13 protein-coding genes and 1 riboswitch are annotated in these 18,094 nt (G+C 69.3%); of the genes, 5 read left to right on the top strand and 8 right to left on the bottom strand.

Translation table 11 applies throughout. From position 1 onward, the window contains the following. Window positions 1–86: 86 nt before the first annotated feature. The gene (locus E0H92_RS15320) at window positions 87–1,118 is read left to right on the top strand and encodes a TerC family protein (RefSeq protein WP_131496706.1); all 1,032 of its coding nucleotides are present in this window, start codon (window positions 87–89) and stop codon (window positions 1,116–1,118) included. Window positions 1,119–1,172: 54 nt separating this feature from the next. Here E0H92_RS15320 and E0H92_RS15315 read toward each other — a convergent pair whose 3' ends face one another. The 3 genes from E0H92_RS15315 to E0H92_RS15305 are packed head-to-tail and all read right to left on the bottom strand — an operon-like array spanning window position 1,173 to window position 3,918. After that, window positions 1,173–2,039 carry a C40 family peptidase gene (locus tag E0H92_RS15315; protein WP_131496705.1) on the bottom strand — a complete coding sequence of 289 codons (867 nt, stop codon included), beginning with the start codon at window positions 2,037–2,039 and terminating at the stop codon, window positions 1,173–1,175. Beyond that, a complete protein-coding gene (locus E0H92_RS15310) occupies window positions 2,036–3,094 on the bottom strand; it encodes a mandelate racemase/muconate lactonizing enzyme family protein (RefSeq protein WP_131496704.1) in 1,059 nt (352 codons plus the stop codon). The genes E0H92_RS15315 and E0H92_RS15310 overlap by 4 nt, the downstream gene beginning before the upstream one ends. Then, window positions 3,091–3,918, bottom strand: a complete 828-nt coding sequence (locus E0H92_RS15305) for a serine hydrolase (RefSeq protein ID WP_131496703.1) — start codon at window positions 3,916–3,918, stop codon at window positions 3,091–3,093. Before E0H92_RS15305 ends, E0H92_RS15310 begins: the two co-directional genes overlap by 4 nt. A 44-nt stretch (window positions 3,919–3,962) precedes the next feature. Between E0H92_RS15305 and E0H92_RS15300 the strand changes: the two genes are divergently transcribed. The 3 genes from E0H92_RS15300 to E0H92_RS15290 are packed head-to-tail and all read left to right on the top strand — an operon-like array spanning window position 3,963 to window position 6,575. Beyond that, entirely contained in the window at window positions 3,963–4,889 is a 927-nt protein-coding gene (locus E0H92_RS15300; RefSeq protein ID WP_202873651.1) for a cobalamin biosynthesis protein, read from the top strand. Next, window positions 4,880–5,560: a phosphoglycerate mutase family protein gene (locus E0H92_RS15295; protein ID WP_131496701.1), complete on the top strand. Its 681-nt coding sequence runs from the start codon at window positions 4,880–4,882 to the stop codon at window positions 5,558–5,560. Before E0H92_RS15300 ends, E0H92_RS15295 begins: the two co-directional genes overlap by 10 nt. A 37-nt stretch (window positions 5,561–5,597) precedes the next feature. After that, complete coding sequence (locus E0H92_RS15290; protein WP_131468038.1) at window positions 5,598–6,575, top strand: DUF3500 domain-containing protein; 978 nt, start codon at window positions 5,598–5,600, stop codon at window positions 6,573–6,575. Window positions 6,576–6,632: 57 nt separating this feature from the next. Here the strand turns inward: E0H92_RS15290 and E0H92_RS15285 are convergent, their stop codons facing one another. The 5 genes from E0H92_RS15285 to E0H92_RS15265 all read right to left on the bottom strand — a co-directional run bounded on the left by E0H92_RS15285 (window position 6,633) and on the right by E0H92_RS15265 (window position 14,103). Next, window positions 6,633–8,165: a carboxylesterase/lipase family protein gene (locus tag E0H92_RS15285; protein WP_131496700.1), complete on the bottom strand. Its 1,533-nt coding sequence runs from the start codon at window positions 8,163–8,165 to the stop codon at window positions 6,633–6,635. Beyond that, window positions 8,162–9,760, bottom strand: a complete 1,599-nt coding sequence (locus tag E0H92_RS15280; protein ID WP_131496699.1) for a carboxylesterase/lipase family protein — start codon at window positions 9,758–9,760, stop codon at window positions 8,162–8,164. The genes E0H92_RS15285 and E0H92_RS15280 overlap by 4 nt, the downstream gene beginning before the upstream one ends. A 33-nt stretch (window positions 9,761–9,793) precedes the next feature. After that, window positions 9,794–11,197, bottom strand: coding sequence for a neutral/alkaline non-lysosomal ceramidase N-terminal domain-containing protein (locus E0H92_RS15275; protein ID WP_131496698.1), 1,404 nt, complete (start codon window positions 11,195–11,197; stop codon window positions 9,794–9,796). Between the two features lie 3 nt (window positions 11,198–11,200). Continuing rightward, the gene (locus tag E0H92_RS15270; protein ID WP_165549798.1) at window positions 11,201–12,766 is read right to left on the bottom strand and encodes a carboxylesterase/lipase family protein; all 1,566 of its coding nucleotides are present in this window, start codon (window positions 12,764–12,766) and stop codon (window positions 11,201–11,203) included. A 173-nt stretch (window positions 12,767–12,939) separates the two neighbouring features. Continuing rightward, window positions 12,940–14,103, bottom strand: coding sequence for an ROK family transcriptional regulator (locus E0H92_RS15265; protein ID WP_131468050.1), 1,164 nt, complete (start codon window positions 14,101–14,103; stop codon window positions 12,940–12,942). Between the two features lie 102 nt (window positions 14,104–14,205). Continuing rightward, a riboswitch (cobalamin riboswitch) is annotated at window positions 14,206–14,348 on the top strand. A 29-nt stretch (window positions 14,349–14,377) separates the two neighbouring features. Between E0H92_RS15265 and cobN the strand changes: the two genes are divergently transcribed. Then, window positions 14,378–18,082 carry a cobaltochelatase subunit CobN gene (gene cobN, locus E0H92_RS15260; protein WP_131496696.1) on the top strand — a complete coding sequence of 1,235 codons (3,705 nt, stop codon included), beginning with the start codon at window positions 14,378–14,380 and terminating at the stop codon, window positions 18,080–18,082. The last annotated feature ends 12 nt before the right edge of the window (window positions 18,083–18,094 follow it).

The raw sequence follows: 18,094 nt of genomic DNA, 5'->3' as shown, positions 1-18,094 counted from the left end.
GGCGTCACACCGATCATCGAGATCACCCACTGTGACGCGGAAGAGACCTTCGGAGTCGATTTTTCGTCTGAGCTCCGGAGGATTCTGTGCACGTAGCTGACTATGTCTGGTACATCACCGTCGGCATCCTGCTGGCGCTGCTGGCCTTCGACGTCTTCGTCATCGGCCGCCGCCCGCACGAGCCGAGCACCCGCGAATCGGCCACCGCGATCGCGTTCTATGTCGGACTCGCGGTCGTCTTCGGCCTCGGGGTCTGGTGGTTCTCCGGCGGGCAGTACGCCGGGGAGTTCTTCGCCGGCTGGCTCACCGAGTACAGCCTGAGCGTCGACAACCTGTTCATCTTCTTGATCATCATGTCCAGATTCGGCGTACCGAGGAAGTACCAGCAGACCGCGCTGCTGGTCGGTATCATCCTGGCGCTGGTGTTCCGCGGCATCTTCATCGCGGTCGGCGCGGCCGCGATCAACCAGTTCTCGTGGGTCTTCTACATCTTCGGCGCGTTCCTGGTCTACACCGCGATCCACCTCGCGAAGCAGGGTGAGAACGACGACGAGGACTTCAAGGAGAACGCGGTCATCCGGTTCGCGAAGCGCCGGCTGAACGCCACCGACGAGTACAACGGCGTGAAGCTGACGCTGAAGAAGAACGGCCGGCGGTTCGTCACCCCGATGGCGATCGTGATCATCGCGCTCGGTACCACCGACCTGCTGTTCGCGCTCGACTCGATCCCGGCGATCTACGGTCTGACGCAGGAGCCGTTCCTGGTCTTCACCGCGAACGTGTTCGCGCTGATGGGTCTGCGGCAGCTGTACTTCCTGCTCGGTGACCTGCTCCGCCGCCTGGTGTACCTGTCGCTCGGCCTGTCGGTCGTGCTCGCGTTCATCGGCGTGAAGCTCGTGCTGCACGCGATGCACGTGAACGAGCTGCCGTTCATCAACGGTGGTCACCACATCGAGTGGGCGCCGGAGATCCCGATCTGGTTCTCGCTCGGCTTCATCATCGTGACGCTCGGCATCACGACGATCCTCAGCCTGCACAAGTCCCGCACGATGAAGACCGACCGACCGGTCGACGAGGTCCAGACCCCGGAGCCGGAGCTGCACCACAAGGAGTCCTGAACAAGTAGATCGCCCTGGACCGCACAGTTGCGGTCCGGGGCGATTCTTGTGCGTTCAGAAGCGGGCTGCGGTGAGCAGGGTTGCTCGGCGGTCGTCGGTGAGGGGTTCGTTTTCCAGGCGTTTGCCGGTTTCGGAGGCGTGCAGCATTCCGGCGGGAGAGACGAAGCCGACGTGGTGCACCGGCTTGCCGGGGCGGGCGAAGAAGTACAGGTCACCTGGCCGGGCGTCGTCGATCGGGATGTTCGGCAGCGTGTCCGCCTGGTCGTGGGCGTCCCGCGGTGTCCGCAGCCCGAGCACCCGGCTGACGGTGTGGATCAGCCCGGAGCAGTCCAGCCCGTACGCCGACGTACCGCCCCACAGGTACTCCAACCCGAGGAACTGCTCGCCGAGACGCAACCGCTCCTCGGCATCGGACGGCTCGGACACGGACCGCAGTACGGCGTCCGCCAGCCAGCCCGACCCGCCGTCGGGCGTCGCCACCCGCGTGTACCCATCGGCGTGCTCGTCAGAGGCCAGCACCGTCCCGAACGACAGCTCCAGCACCGCCCGGCCACCAGGCTCGGCGAGCAACGAGGCCGTCGGTACGGCGATGGCGACCGGATCAGACGCGCTTTGCGGCAACTCACCGAGGTGGCTCGACGGAACCCAGCCCGGGTACCCGAGCTCGTCCTGAGACGACGGTTGCCACGGAGCGAGGACCTCGGACCAGCCGTCCCGCTCCGAGCGCACCAGGACGGGCTCGGCGAACAGAAGCTGGGTCAGGGTCCGGCCGTGCAGGCCGAGCCGGGTCTCGGTGTCCATCGACTTGGCCCACGCGGCCACGTCGGGTTGGGCGGCGGTGGCCGGCGCGTCGATGTCACGCGGCGCGTCCGGGGAAGTCCAGACCGTACTGGTCGGGACCTTGGCGGCGGCTAACTTCATACCGTCAAGCCTGTCACGCCGAGTCCCGGAGCAGAAGGCAGGTGGATCAGCGAGCCGTCGTACCGGATCCCGCCGGTCACGGGCGCCTCGCGGAGCCACCAGGCGGCGTCCAGGTCGTTGACCGCCGTCGTCGGGTACGCCGAGACCAGGGCGGCGGCTGCGCCGACGCCGACGTGGCTCTCCATCATGCAGCCGACGATCGCGCCGAGCCCGTGCTCGCGGGCGAGTTCGAGAAGCGTCCGCGCCGTCGCCAGCCCGCCGCATTTCGCGAGCTTCACGTTCACCAGGTCGGCCGCGCCGTGCCGGATCACTGCCACCAGGTCGCGGACGCCGTACACGGACTCGTCGGCGAGGATCGGCGTGTTGACCCGGTCCGTCACCCAGGCCATCCCCTCGAGGTCGGCCGCCGCGACCGGCTGCTCCACGAGCTCGATGTCGCAGTCCTCGATCGCCCGGATCACCGTCACGGCGTCGCGACGCGTCCAGCCCTGGTTGGCGTCCAGGCGCAGCCGCGGCCCGGGCCCGATCGCGTCCCGGACCCGGCGGACCCGCTCGATGTCGCCGGCCGCGTCGGTGCCGACCTTGATCTTGAGTACGTCGAACCCGTCCGCGACGCGTGCCTTTCCGGCGTCGGCCAGCGCGTCCGCATCACCGACCGACAGCGTCACGTCCGTCCGGACCACGTCCGTTGTCGACCCGAGGAACCCGTGCAGCGTCTGGCCGAGCCGCCGCGCCGCGAGGTCGTGCAGCGCCACGTCGACCGCGTCCTTCGCCCCGAAGTTGCCGACCGCCGCGCTCTGCACGCGTCGCAGCGCCTCGGTGAGGTCGTCCGGGCCGAGGCCGTCGAGCGCCGCGGTGATGGGGCCTTCGATGCAGGCCTGCGAACCGGCGAGGGAGTCGCCGGTCACCTTCCAGACCTGCGGCGCCTCGCCCCAGCCGCTGTGCTCGCCGTCGCTGACCTCGACCAGGAGCGACTCGACGTGGGTCGCGGTACGCAGCGCGGTGACGAACGGGGTGTGCAGCGGTGCCGAGACGCGATGGGTGGTGAGCTTCACCGCACTGCCTCCAGGTTGTGCCGGTGGTTCCAGGCCTCGAGCGCGATCGACGCGATCAGATGCTGCGCGTCGGGGTCCGGCAGGTCGGACGTCGTACACACGACGAGCACGAACGGGTCGGCGTCCTTCGGGCGAACTATGCCGCCGTCGTGCCGGATCCGGGTGTCCCAGCCGTTCTTGTGCTCGACGCGCGTCCGCTTCGGCAGCAGTGCGGGGATCTCGCCGTTCCACTGGTTGCCGGCCAGCAGTTCGCGCAGGTACTCGCCGGACTCGCCCTGCTGGTTGCCGACCGCAACGAGCACACCGGCCATCCCGGCCGGGCTCATCAGGTTGCTGATCCCCGCGCGGGCGGCGGGAACGTCGTCGATGCCGCGCTGGATCTTGGACTCGGGGGCCGGCGAGCTGGGCAGAGTCGCCGCGGCCAGGGCGGCGTGGGCCGCCGGGATCCCGACCTGTTCGAGCACGAGGTCGGTCGCCAGGTTGCTGGAGCGGGCGATCATCTCGGTGGCCAGCCAGTTGAGCGGCACCTTCTTGCCCAGCTGCTTCCAGGTCTTCGGCGCCTCGTCCTCCTCGGGGTTCACGCCGAACCGGCCGCCGGCCGCGGACGCGAAGTCGTTGTGCACGGCCACCTGCTGGAAGATCGACAGCTCACCCGCGTCGATCTTGCGCATCATCGCCATCGCCACCGGCAGCTTCATCGTGCTCGCGGAGTAGTGCGCCCGCTCCGCCTCATGCACGAACACCGGCGTACCGTCCACGCGGCCCAGCCAGACCCCGAACTCCCCGGCCCCGTCGACCTGCCGCAGCAGCTCCGCGATTCCCATGCCGCTCACCCAATCACAGCCCAGGACCTGGCAGACTGCCGAGGGTGTCGCGGGCAATAGGTCTCCTTCTCGGCTTCGCCGCCGATCGGCTCGTCGGCGATCCCCGCCGTTTCCACCCGGTCGCCGGCTTCGGTCGGACTGCCGTCCGCCTTGAGAAACACCTGTACGCCGACTCGCGCCCGGCCGGCGCTGCGTACACGGCAATCCTCGTAGGTACCACTGCAGGCCTGGGGCTCGCGGTCGAGCAGCTCACCCGCAGGCATCCGATCGTGCACACCGCCGCGACCGCCGCCGCCACCTGGACCGTGCTCGGTGCGCGGAGCCTCGAGCGAGAGGCCGAGACAATGGCCGGGCTGCTGGAGGAGAAGGACATTCCGGCGGCGCGTGACCGGCTCAGCCATCTGTGCGCCCGCGATGCGACGGACCTCGAGGCCGACGAGCTGGCGCGCGCGACGGTGGAGTCGATCGCCGAGAACACGTCGGACGCGTGCGTGGCGCCGCTGCTCTGGGGTGGCGTCCTCGGCGTCCCGGGCCTGCTCGGGTATCGCGCGGCGAACACGCTGGACGCGATGGTCGGGTACAAGTCGCCGAAGTACCTGAACTTCGGCTGGGCGTCGGCGCGATTGGACGACGTACTCAATCTGCTGCCGGCGCGGGTGTGCGCGTTGCTGACCGGCCTCGCGGCGGGTCGGGTGCAGGAGACAGTGCGCGTGTGGCGGCGGGATGCGGTCAAGCATCCGAGTCCGAACGCCGGGCCGGTCGAGGCCGCGTTCGCCGGGGCGCTCGGGCTGACGCTCGGCGGGCGGAACAGCTACGGGACCTACGCGGAGGATCGCGGCACGCTGGGCGACGGTCCGGCGCCGACGGTCGCCGACGTCCGGCGTACGGCGGCACTCGCGCGACGGGTCGGGATGGCCGCTGCCGGCGTCGCAGCGATACTCGCGCTCGGGAAGGGGAAGCGATGGGGTTGAGTCATCGGCCGTTGCGGATCGCGTTGATTCGGCATGGGGAGTCCGAGGCGAATCTGGACAAGACGGTCTACGAGCGCACCCCGGACCACGCGGTCCCGTTGACGGCGCTGGGGCACGAGCAGGCGGTCAAGGCGGGGCGGGAGCTGCGGGAGCTGTTCGAGAACGAGCCGGTCCGCGTGTACGTGTCGCCGTACCTGCGGGCCCGGCAGACGCTGGACTCGCTCGGCCTGGACGACCTGATCGGCGTACCGCGGGAGGAGCCGCGGCTGCGGGAGCAGGACTGGGCCAACCTCCAGGACACCGCGGACATCGAGCGGCAGGAGGAGCTGCGCGACTCGTTCGGGCACTTCTTCTACCGGTTCACGCACGGTGAGTCGGGGTCGGACGTGTACGACCGGGTGTCGACGTTCCTGGAGACGATGCACCGCGACTTCGAGAAACCGGATGCCGCACGCAACGTGCTGCTGGTGTCGCACGGGCTCACGATGCGGCTGTTCTGCATGCGCTGGTTCCACTGGTCGGTCCGGTTCTTCGAGTCGCTCCGCAACCCGGCCAACGCGGAAACCCGCGTCCTGCTCCGGCAGCCGGACTTCCGCTACAAACTCGACCGCCCGTTCGACCAGTGGACACCCTACGAGCCAACAGAACCTGAGCGCTCAGCCTGGTTGTAGGGTCCTGTGGTGAGGGCTACTCGACGGGAGTGATCGCATGGTGGTGGACCAGATCCGCGCGGCAACCCAGGACCTGCTGGCCGCGCTGACGCCGGAGCAGTTGAAGCAGATCTCGGCACCGTTCGACACACCCGATCACCAGACCTGGACCTACCTGCCCGGTGCCGTGCCGGGCCTTGCGCTGACCGATCTGTCGGCGGCGCAGGAGGCTCTCGTCGTCCGCCTTCTCGAGCTCGTCTACAGCAAGCGGGGTCTGGCCGATTTCCGCGCCGTGATGGCGGCCGAGATCATCGTCCGCGGCCTCGGCGACCCGATGGAGGTCGCGGAGACCGGGGGCTGGACGGGTTCGACGGTCGGCGATCGCTACTACCTCCGCGTACTCGGCGACCCGGCCGGGACCGAGCCGTGGGCCTGGCGGCTCAATGGTCACCATCTGGCGCTGCACGTGACGCTGGTGGACGGAGCGATCTCGTTCACCCCGCAGTTCTTCGGGTCGAACCCGGCGGAGGTCCTGTCCGGGCCGCACGCGGGCCGGCGGTTCCTGGTCGCCGAGCAGGACCTGGGCTTCCAGCTGCTGCACGCACTGGAGCCGGCACAGCTGGAGGTCGCACTGGTCTCACCCGAGGCGCCCGACGACATCCTGACCCGCCACGACCCGGTCGCCGACGCGTCGCTGCTGCACCGCGGCCTGGCGTACGGCGACATGAACGAGGACCAGCGGCAGCTCCTCAGCCTCCTCATCGGCCAGTACGTCGGCCGCGCCGCCGGCCCGATCGGCTTGCAGACCTGGCAGGACATCACCGAGCAGGGCGTCGAGCGCCTGACGTTCGCCTGGGCCGGCGAGACCCAGCCGGGCCTCGGTCACCGCCATTACTACTCGATCGCGGGCCCGACCTTCCTCGCCGAGTACGACAACACCCAGGACAACGCCAACCACATCCACTCGGTCTGGCGCGACCTCCGCAACGACTGGGGCACCGACCTCCTGGCCAACCACTACGCCATGCACCGCTGACGCCATGCACCGCTGAGCCAGGACGGCCTCCACCGGCAGTGGAGGCCGTCCCGGTTCTCAGAGTTGTGCCCAGAACGAGCACTGGTGGTTGGAGGTCATGTCGTCGGTGATCCGTGGACCGTCGGGGTCGAAGGCGACGATGCGTTGATTCGTCTGCTGGAAGCGCGGGACGGGCGGAAGCCCCTTCGGATCAAGTGATCCCGTTCGGGCGAACTGCGCCCAGTACGCGATCATCGCGCTCGACAGCTTCTGCTGCTGCTTGGTGAGCGGGGTCATCGTGTTCGAGCCCCACAGGTACGGCAGCTCCGCCGAGTGCTGAGTCGCCAGCGAGAACGACGACGGCACCAGCTCGTACGGCCGCAGCGGCGCGGTCTCGTCGCGGAACTCGTACACGTACGCCGGAACCGTCGACGTCAGCGCGGACGCGTTGACCGGCGCCGCGCACGCGTTCCCGCTGTCCGTTGCGACCGCCGCCAGCGCGGCGCCCGGCGACTCGTACTTGTCGACCGGATAGCGGGCGAGTACGTCGGCAGCCTTCGCGCCGTACTGCGCTGTGATCGAGGCGACGTAGCTGGCAGCGGTGACCGGCTGATTGATCAGGTCGTTCTGCTCGTACACCGCTGCGCGACCCTCGTTCTGTACGGCGCCGAGCAGCACAGGCACGCGGTTGAACGCACCTGTCGCGAAAGCCTCCCGTGGCGCGATCGGCAGTACGCCGGGCTGGATCACCCGACCCCAGGTGCCGGCCTTCTGCTGCGCGTTGATGATCTCGGCCGGGCTCTTGGACCGCAGACAGGCGACCACGTCGGCGGAGCATCCGAGCGCTGTCACGAACCCGGCGTTCCGCTCCTGCGCGCTCGCACGGGTGTTGACGGCACATGAGCTGCTCTCGATGACCGCCGTACTGAACAGCCCGGCTGCCTTCGGTGAGGCGAGCAGTCCGCACACGCCGCTCGCGCCGGCCGACTGTCCGGCGATCATCACCCGCGAAGGGTCGCCGCCGAAGCGGGCGATGTTGTCGTGCACCCAACGCAACGCCTGGACCTGGTCGAGCAGACCGTAGTTGCCCGAGGCACCTTCGGCGTCGAGCTGCGGGATCGTCAAGTATCCGAGCGCACCGAGCCGGTAGTTGACGGTCACGACGAGCAGGTCGCCCTTGGTGACCATGTCGACGGGCTCGAAGTCACGGCCGGCGCCGTTGATCGAGCCGCCGCCGTGGAACCAGACCGCGACCGGCTTGGCCTTACCGGACTTCGGTGCCCACACGTTGAGGTTGAGACAGTCCTCGTTCGTGCTGGCCGCGGCCGGACGCCACGCCACCGCTGTCTGCACACAGTCGGCTCCGGGCTTCGACGCGTCCCGCGTGCCTTGCCACGATGCGGCGGGTTGTGGGTTCTTCCACCGCAACGTGCCGACGGGAGGAGCGGCGTACGGGATCCCGTTGAAGACCCGGTAGTTGCTCTTGACAACACCTTGGACGGTGCCGGACGCGGTCTGGACGATCCGTCCGGACGCGCCGTTCGCGGTGGACGCTCCCAGGCCGACGACAGCCAGGCCCAAGGCTGTTGCGACTGCCAGATAGCGCCTCATGCCGGGCTCACCGCGTCCCACAGCGCGCAGTTGTGCTCGGCGTCGATCTGGGCGTGCGTGACGCGCTCGGCCGAGGGCGCCTTCAGCTGGAGGAGGCTGCCCTGCACCTTGTACCGCGGCCAGGCCGGGGCCAGCGAGGTGTTCGGGTCGCCGTTCTTGGCGAAGCTGCCCCAGTAGCTGATCATCTGGTTCGACAGGTCGACCTGCTGCGTGCTGAACGGCAGGGCGGTTCCGAGGTAGTCCCACAGGTAGCCGAGGTCGTTCACGTGGGTCGCACCGAACGGGTAGTCGGTGTTCAGCCGCCAGATCGAGGTGAACGCCGGCGGGTTCTTCTCCGCGAACTCGTACACGTAGACCTTGGTGTTGGCCGCGAGTCGGTCCCGCAGCGTCTGGTCCCGGCAGGCCCGCTGATCGCTCTGGATCGCACCCCACGTCACGGTCGGCGACTTGTAGTTCGAGATCGGGTACGCCGCTTTCACGCGATCCGCGCCGTCTGGGTACGTCGTACTGATCAGGCCGTCCAGCTGCTGCGGTGTGATCGGGTTGCCCTTGTAGTCGTACGCACCGAAGACGCTCTGCTGCGACTCGTCCGATGTGCCGCCCGAGATCACCGGTAGGTTGGTGAGCTTGCCGGCCTTCATGAGGTCGACCGGGTCGATCGGCAGGACCGCGGTACCAGCGACAGCGCCGGACGTGGACACCTTCTGCTGCGTCGCCAGCACGTCCGCCGGACTCTTCGACCGGAGGCAACCGACCTGACCAGTGCCCGGTGCGCAGCCGAGCTCTGCCGCGAAGCGCTCACCGCTGGTGCGAGCGGCGGTCAGTGTCCGTGCCGGGTTCCCGCCGCCGCTCTGCAGGATCGCGCGGTCGAACAGACCGCGGGCGCCGGGTGAGGCGAGCTGGACAACGCTGTTGCTCGCACCGGCCGACTGCCCGGCGAGCGTCACGTTGTCCGGGTTGCCGCCGAACGAACGGATGTTCTTCTGGACCCAGCGCAGTGCGGCCTGCTGGTCGAGGATGCCGAAGTTGCCGGCGGCACCGTCCGAGTTGTCCTGCTCGAGCGCGGGCGTCAGCAGATAGCCCATCGCGCCGAGGCGGTAGTTGATCGTGACGTAGACGACGTCCTCACGGGTGACGAACTTGTCGGGGTTGGTGTCGCGCCCGGCGCCGCCGGTGTTGCCGCCGCCGTGGTTCCAGACGAGCACCGGCAGGTTCTTCTTCTGGGCGTTCGACGGGACGTAGACGTTGAGGTACAGGCAGTCCTCGGTCAGCGTCGGCTTGTCGTAGCCGGGATCCCAGCCGGTGCCCTGGACACAGGAGCCGCCGAACTGGGTCGCGTCCCGGACACCCTGCCAGCCGGCCGCGGGCTGCGGTGCTTTCCACCGCAAGTTGCCGACCGGGGGAGCGGCGTACGGGATGCCCTTGTACGACGTGACCATCGACTTGGCCTCACCGCGGACGAGCCCCTTGTCGGTGCGCACTACCGGGTTCTGCCCGGGGTAGTCCGTTCCGCCGCCGAGCGTCGCGACGGCCGTCAAGGTCGTCGCCACGGCCGCCACGGCTGATACCGCGGCGACAAGTACTGTCTTTCGCATCCGAATCCTCCTACTGGAAGAAGTGCGGTTGGATTACTGGGAGATGAGGTGCTGGATGCCGTCGGCGATGCCGTCCTCGGCGCAGCCGGGCTTCAGGCGGGAGCCGAGGACCTGGAAGGTCTGGTGGCCGTACGACTCGTCGTCGGGGATGTAGCCGGATGCGGCCTTGCCGTTGGCGAGGGTGACGAGCATCGTCTTGGACAGCGGCGACTGCTGCTTCACCCGCAGGCCGATCTTCGTGTACAGCTCGGCGTCGGTGCTGGCCAGCGCGATGTCGCCGATCTCCAGCGCGCCGAACCGGATCGCGACGTCCGGCCCGTCTTCGTACTCACCGGGAACGCCCTCACGCGCGTTGTCGAGCCTGGTCCGGCCAGGGCAGCTGATGAGGTGCTGGCGGCCGTGGATCGCCGGGTCGCTGACCTTGTCGCCGGTGTGCGACATGACCCGGATCACTTCCTCACCGAGCACGATGCCGAGGGCGTTCATGTAGTCGAAGAGCTGCCGCATGACCTTCGGATCGACATCGCCGTACGGAACCTTGCCGTCCCGGACCGGGGCCTCGACGGTTTCGCGGACCAGCTCGTACCCGGTGATCGGTACGTCGCTGCGGGACGCGAGCACGTTCGTCCCGGTGCGCAGCCACCGTGGGTTGACGTCACCGGACGCGCCCTGGGTGAAGACCGCGACCATCTTGTCGCCGAACGCCTGTTCGACGTACCGGCTGGTGGCTCCCGCGAAGTCGGCGCTGGTCAGACCGTTGAGGTAGCCGTTGACCGGATGCATCGCATAGTTGACGTACGTCGCCAGCGGGCTGCCGTTCGTCCGGTAGAACGTCAGCGCGCCGACCGTCTTGTCGACCGGGGCGTCGAAGTTGGCGGCCTGGGTCCACTTGTGGGTGTCCGGGTTGATCGCGTCGCGGTTGACGTTCAGTGCCGCCTCACCGGTCGAGTACCCGACCTGCGCCGGTTCGAGCCGGGCCTTCGCCTGCTTCACCGCCTGCAGCGCGACGCGGGCCATGAACTCGGTGCCGTACCGCGGACCGGTGGTCGCCGGACCGGCGGGTACGCCGCTGTGGGTGTGCGTCGACGAGATGATGATGTTCTCGGCCGGTGTCTTCAGTTCGGCCGCGACCCCCTTGACCGCGTCGACCCACACCGCCTCGTCGATGCCGCCCAGGTCCGCGCCGATCAGCGCACCGCGGACCCCCTTGTTCTCGAACACGATCGCCCGCACGTACAGCTTCTCGTGCTCGTACTCGTTCAGCGGCGGGTACTTCGGGTTGACCGGCGGTGTCACGTCGATCCGGGCAGCACCGGCCCGCAACTGTCCCTTGCTCTGGGCAACCGGTGTCACCGCACTCGTCACCATCGGCGCCGAACCGACCGACACCGCGAGTACGGCGGCGGCCACCAAAGCCCTTGTTCTACGGAAGTTCATCGGTCACCCCTCCAGCCAGAAGGCACAGTTGTGGTCGGCCTCGTAGGTGTTGATCACCTTGCTGGCGCCCGCCGTGCGCAGTTGCATGACGTTGTGGTTCGCGCCGTACAGCGGCCAGGCCGGCGCGTTGCGGACGTTCGGATCGCCGCTGCGCGCGAAGGCCGCCCAGTAGCGCATCATCTGGTCGGAGAGCTTCTCCTGCTGCGCGGTCAGCGGGCGCTCGCCGAGGGTGAAGTCGAACAGGTACGCCAGCTCGGCGCTGTGCCCGTTGGACATGTCCTCACCAGGGACACGAAATCCGTACAGCGTCGGCGAGGTCGGGTCGTTGAACTCGTACCGGTACGTCGGTGTCTTGGTCGCGAGCACCTGTGCGGACTGGTCGTTCGGACAGGCACGCTGGGAGTCCGTCTGGACCTGGGTGATCGCGTCCCACGGGCTCTTGAACTTGCTGAGCGGGTAGAGCTTCAGCACGGCGTCGGCCTTGGCGCCGTACGTGCTGCGAACCAGGTCGTAGTACCCCTGCTCGGTGATGCCGGCGAGGGCGGTCGAGGTGAGGCGGTTCTCCGATCTGGTGCTGCCGGTCAGGACCGGGACCTTGTTCCAGCTGCCGTCGGCGAAGGCCTGCTGGAAGGTCTTCGGCAACAGCGCGCCGCCGACCTTGGCGCCGCCGAGGTAGTTGGCCTGGTTGGAGACCAGCGTGCCGGGCCAAGCCTTGCGGAGGCACGCCACGACGGTTGCCGGATCGGTGCAGCCGACGGACTGGGCGAACTTCACACCGCTCTGCTCACCGGCGGCCAGCGTGGTCCGCGACGCTCCGCAGACCGAGCTCTCCACGATCGCCTTGTCGAACAGGCCTTTCGCGGACGGCATCACCATCAGGTCGCAGACCGACCCGCCGCCGGCCGACTGGCCGTAGATGGTGACGTTGCCCGCATCGCCGCCGAAGTTGGCGATGTTGTCGTGGACCCATTGCAGGGACGCCAACTGGTCCATCCGGGCGTAGTTGCCGGAGCCGCCGGGTGTGACCGCGCTGAGGGCCGGGTGGGCGAGGAACCCGAGTGCGCCGAGCCGGTAGTTGATCGAGATGACGATGCTGTTCGTCTTCGCCGCCGGCGTACCGCCGCCGTAGATCACGCCGGTGCCCTGGGTGCTGCCGCCGCCGTGGAACCACACCATGACCGGCAGCTTCTGGCTCTTCGCGACGTGGGACGGCCGGTAGACGTCGAGGTACAGGCAGTCCTCGCTGACCGCCTGCTCCTCCCGGATCCCGGTCGGTTCGAACTGGATGCACGCCGGTGACTGGCGGTCCGCCGTCCGGACGCCCTTCCAGGACGCGGGCGCGGCCGGGGGAGCGAACCGCAGCTCGCGCAGCGGCGGGGCGGCGTACGGCAGTCCGAGGAACGCGTCGTACGACGGCTCCGACACACCGCGGACGAGTCCGCCGGTGGTTCTGACGACGGGATCGCCGGGGGACGGGGAGTGGGTGGTCAGGCCCACTGTGAGGCCGGTACTGAGAACTGAGACGACGGCTGCTGCCGCCGCCAGGTGACGCTTCGAAGGAAACCTCACGCGCATCTCCTTGGGCTATTCAGGCAGGCGTGACTGACCCGCGCCGCGGGCGCCGGATGCCTGAGAAGGGAGGGAGGGGTGCTGATTGCGTTCAGAGCTTAGAGAGATGATTTCTGGAGTGTCAATGGCGCAACCCGGCACCCAGACCTGCCATTACGTCAATAAAGCCAGTATTAATGGGCGATCAGATCGAACGCCAAGGCTGCTCCGCCGAGCACCTCGGCATGCTCGCCGCAGGTGGCCACGGAGACCGCGAGATTCCGCACCGCGGCCGGCTGGCAGTACCGGTCGAGCGCCTCCCGGAGACCGTGTACCAGCGGGCCGCCGAGCGCTCCGAGCGATCCGCCGACCACGACCGCTTCCGGGTTGAGCGTGGTCACGGCCGGAGCGAGCGCTCGGCCGATGGTGCGTCCGGCGTCGCCGAGCAACGCCTGGGTGCCGCGGTCGCCCGAGTCGGCGAGGCGCACCAGGTCGGCGAACCCGAGCGGCACGTCGTGGGCAGGTTGCAGCGCCTTCAGGAGCGCGCCGCTCGAGGCGACCGTCTCCAGGCAGCCGCGGTTGCCGCACAGGCACACCTCGCCCTCGTCGACCACGCGGATGTGCCCGATGTCCCCGGCGTACCCCTGGCCCTGGAACAGCCGGCCGCCGAGGATCAGGCCGGCGCCCACGCCGTACGAGATCTTGACGTAGACGAACGTGCCGAACCGCGCGCCGGCGCCGAACGCGGCCTCACCGGCGGCGCCCAGGTCGGCGTCGTTCACCACGCTGACCCGGCCGGCGTACGAGGACAGGCCGAGGGCTTCGACGAGGCGTACGTCGCGGTAGCGGGCGGCGGCCGGACGCTGCGCGGCCAGGTCGATCGGCGAGGGCAGGCCGATCACGACGCCGATCAGATCGGCCAGGTCGCCGGTGCCGCCGGTGCCGATGTTCGCGGCGGCGGTGACCTCGGCGATCAGGCGGCGGGCGTGCTTGAGGGTGTCCGGGATCGGGGACCGCCGGTCGAATCCGACGACGCGCTCCTGGATGATGTGGCCGGCCGCGTCGGCGACGATCGCGCGGGCGTGGGCGTGGCCGATGTCGACGCTGAGCGCCCGGCCGCTGGGCGGGGTGAGAGCGAGTAGCTGTGAGGGCCGTCCCCTGGTGGTGCCCGCGGTGTGTTTGCCCACCTCGCGGATCGCGCCGGAGCCGATCAGTTCGGCGACGATCGCCGAGATGGTCGGGCGGGAGAGCCCGGTGGCGCGCATGAGGTCCGTGCGGCTGGCCGAACCGTGGTCGCGCAGGACGCCGAGCACATGCGTCCGGTGCAGCTCGCGGACCGCGTCCCGTCGTCCCGTCACGCCCGAGATGCTAACAGTTCTGTCTCTCGGCTTGACGGAAATCGGATGACAAATCCACCGGCTCGGATCAATCTCTTGAATTCAACTTGTGATGCCAACGCCTGCGCAGGCGGTGTCGACGGTCGGCTAGAGTCGGCCCGTCATCGACGGCATCAGCAGGAACCCGGTGTGAGTCCGGGGCGGTCCCGCCACTGTGACCCCGTGCAGGGGGAGTCAGGAACTGCCGCCGTCGTACCTGGAGCTGGGGCGTGGACACCCCGGGAAGGACTGCCGCATGGCCGCGAATCTTCTGCTGTTGTCGACCGCTGATACGGACCTGCTGGCCGCTGCCGAGGCGGGTGCGGGCTGGGCGGTGGCGAACCCGGCCCGGCTCGAGCTCGATCAGCTCGGCGACCTGCTCGACGCCGCCGAGGTGGTGGTCGTCCGCCTGCTCGGTGGGCGCCGCGCGTGGGAGGACGGGCTCGACGCGGTCCTCGCCGCGGGGAAGCCCGCGGTGGTGGTGAGCGGTGAGGCGGCGCCGGACGCCGAGCTGATGTCGTTGTCGACCGTCCCGGCCGGTGCGGTCACCGAGGCACTCGCCTACCTGCGCGAGGGCGGCGCGGACAACCTTCGCAATCTCGCCGGCTTCCTGCGGGACACGCTGCTGCTGACCGGCGACGAGTTCGATCCGCCGCGCGCGCTCCCGGCGTACGGCGTGCGCGGGACCTTTGTCGAGGACGAGCGGCCGGTGGTCGGCATCGTCTACTACCGCGCGCACGAGATCTCCGGCAACACCGCCTTCGTCGACGCCCTCGCGGCGGCGGTCGCCGAGGCCGGCGCGCAGCCGCTTCCGGTGTACTGCGGGACTCTGCGCGGGCTCGACCCGGCCGAGAACGTCGGGCTCTTCGATCTGCTGCGGAGGTGCGACGTCCTGGTCACCACGCTGCTCGCCGCGGGCGGTGCGGTGGCGGCGAACGCGAGCGCGGGCGGTGCGGACGACGCGTGGGACGCGGGCGCGCTGGCGTCGCTCGACATCCCGTTGATCCAGGGCCTCGCGCTGACCTCGACCCGCGAGCAGTGGGTGGACAGCGACGCGGCGATCAGCCCGCTGGACGCGGCGACGCAGGTGGCGATCCCGGAGTTCGACGGGCGGCTGATCACGATCCCGTTCTCGTTCAAGTCGTACGACGCCGACGGTCTGGCCCGGTACGCGCCGGACGCGGAGCGGTGCGCGCGGCTGGCCGGGATCGCGGTCGCGCATGCCCGGCTGCGGCACGTACCGCCGGCCGAGAAGCGGATCGCGCTGGTGCTGTCGTCGTACCCGACGAAGCACGCGCGGATCGGGAACGCGGTCGGGCTGGACACTCCGGCGTCGGCGGTCGTGCTGCTCGGGAAGCTGAAGGACGCCGGGTACGACCTGGGCGACCTCGATCTGAGCGAGCTGCAGGGCGCGGACGGAGCGGACGGGCTGATTCACCGGTTGATCGCGGCGGGCGGGCACGACGTCGACTGGCTGACGGACGAGCAGCTGGCCACCGCGGTCGCCAAGATCCCGCTGTCCACGTACGCCACCTGGTTCGGCCGGGTGCCCGAGTCGTTGCAAGAGGCAATGATCGAGGCGTGGGGCGAGGCGCCGGGGGAGCTGTACGTCGACCGGTCCGGTGACGAGCCGGCGATCGCACTCGCCGCGCTGCGATTCGGGAACGTCGTGCTGATGATCCAGCCGCCGCGTGGTTTCGGTGAGAACCCGGTCGCGATCTACCACGACCCGGACATGGCGCCGTCGCACCACTACCTGGCGGCGTACCGCTGGCTGGAGGCGTCGCCCGCCGAGGGTGGGTTCGGCGCGCAGGCCGTCGTACACCTCGGGAAGCACGGCACGCTGGAATGGCTGCCGGGCAAGGGGATCGGGATGGCGGCCGACTGCGCGCCGGACGCCGTCCTCGGGAACCTGCCGATGGTGTACCCGTTCATCGTCAACGACCCCGGCGAGGGGACGCAGGCGAAGCGGCGGGCGCACGCGACCGTCGTCGACCACCTGGTGCCGCCGATGGCGCGGGCCGAGACGTACGGCGACATGGCGAAGCTGGAGTACCTGCTCGACGAGTACGCGACGGTGTCCGCCCTGGACCCGGAGAAGGTGCCGACGCTGCGCGCCCAGATCTGGACGCTGATCCAGGCCGCACAACTGCACCATGACCTGCACACGGACGAGAAGCCGGAGGACGACGACTTCGACGAGTTCGTGCTGCATCTGGACGGGTATCTGTGCGAGATCAAGGACGTGCAGATCCGCGACGGGCTGCACGTGCTGGGCGGGGCGCCGGCTGGTGAGGCACGGATCAACCTGGTCCTTGCCGTGCTGCGAGCGAAGCAGCTGTGGGGCGGGTCGTACTCGATCCCGGGTCTGCGGTCCGCTCTTGGCGACACGTTCGGTGTCGACGAAGCAGCTCTCCTCGCGGACCCGGGTCGTGTGGTGCCGGAGCTGGCCGATCTCGCGACGCTCGCCGATCTACCGGCGGTGAGTGGTGCCGACGGTGTCGATCTGCTGGAGGCCGTGGCGCGGAAGCTGGTCGTCGGGATGGAGACGATGGGGTGGGACGCGGCGAAGGTTCCAGTCGTCATCGGTGAGGTCCTGGGCCGGGACTCCGACGAGGTAGAAGCGTCGCTGACCTTTGCGGCCACTGAGGTCGTTCCGCGCCTCGCGCGCACGGATGACGAGTTGACGAACGTCGTACGGGCGCTGGACGGGCGCTTCGTCGAGGCGGGACCGTCCGGATCGCCGACCCGGGGGCTGGTGAACGTACTGCCGACCGGGCGGAACTTCTACGCCGTGGACCCGAAGGCGATTCCGAGCCGCAACGCCTGGGACGTCGGCGTCGCCCTCGCAGACTCGCTGCTCCAGCGGCATCAGGCGGAGACGGGGGAGTGGCCGAAGTCTGTCGGCCTCACCGTCTGGGGTACGTCGGCGATGCGCACCCAGGGCGACGACCTGGCCGAAGTGCTCTGGCTGCTCGGCTGCCGTCCGGTCTGGGACGAGGCCTCGCGACGCGTCACCAGCTTCGAGGTGGTCGGTCTGGAGGAGCTCGGCCGGCCGCGGATCGACGTGACGATCCGGATCTCCGGCTTCTTCCGGGACGCGTTCCCGCACGTCGTCGCGCTGCTCGACGAAGCGGTGCGGACGGTCGCGGAGCTCGACGAGTCACCCGACGACAACTACCTGCGCGCGCACGTCCAGCAGGACGTTGCGGCGGGCAACGACGTACGGCAGGCGACGGCGCGCGTATTCGGCTCCAAGCCCGGTTCGTACGGCGCCGGTCTGCTGCCGCTCGTCGACGCGCGGAACTGGCGGACCGACGCCGAGCTGGCGGAGGTGTACGCCGTGTGGGGCGGGTACGCGTACGGCAAGGACCTCGACGGCGCCGAGGCCCGCGGCTCGATGGAACGCGCGTACGCCCGGATCCAGGTCGCGGCGAAGAACGCGGACACCCGCGAGCACGACATCATGGACTCCGACGACTACTTCCAGTACCACGGCGGCATGATCGCGATGGTGCGGCACCTCACCGGCGCCAACCCGAAGGCGTACGTCGGTGACTCCGCCGTACCCGCGCAGGTGAAGACCCGGACGCTGGAGGAGGAGGCGAAGCGGGTCTTCCGGACTCGTGTGGTGAACCCGCGGTGGATGGCGGCGATGCGGCGGCACGGGTACAAGGGCGCGTTCGAGATGGCCGCGACCGTGGACTACCTGTTCGGGTACGACGCGACCGCGGGCGTCGTCGACGACTGGATGTACGAGTCGCTGACCACCGAGTACGTCGCCGATCCGGAGATGGCCGAGTTCTTCCGCAAGTCGAACCCGTGGGCCCGGCACGGGATCGCGGAACGCCTGCTCGAGGCGGCGCAACGCGGCCTCTGGGCCGAACCGTCGCCCGAGGCGCTGGAGACGCTGCGGAACGCAGTCCTTGAGACGGAGGGTGACATCGAGGACCGCGGCTGATTGGGTAGAGGC

Source organism: Kribbella speibonae (assembly GCF_004331375.1).
GTDB classification, from domain to species: domain Bacteria; phylum Actinomycetota; class Actinomycetes; order Propionibacteriales; family Kribbellaceae; genus Kribbella; species Kribbella sindirgiensis.
The sequence above is the reverse complement of the archived record's forward strand: the minus strand, read 5'-3'. Positions and strand labels throughout refer to the sequence as shown.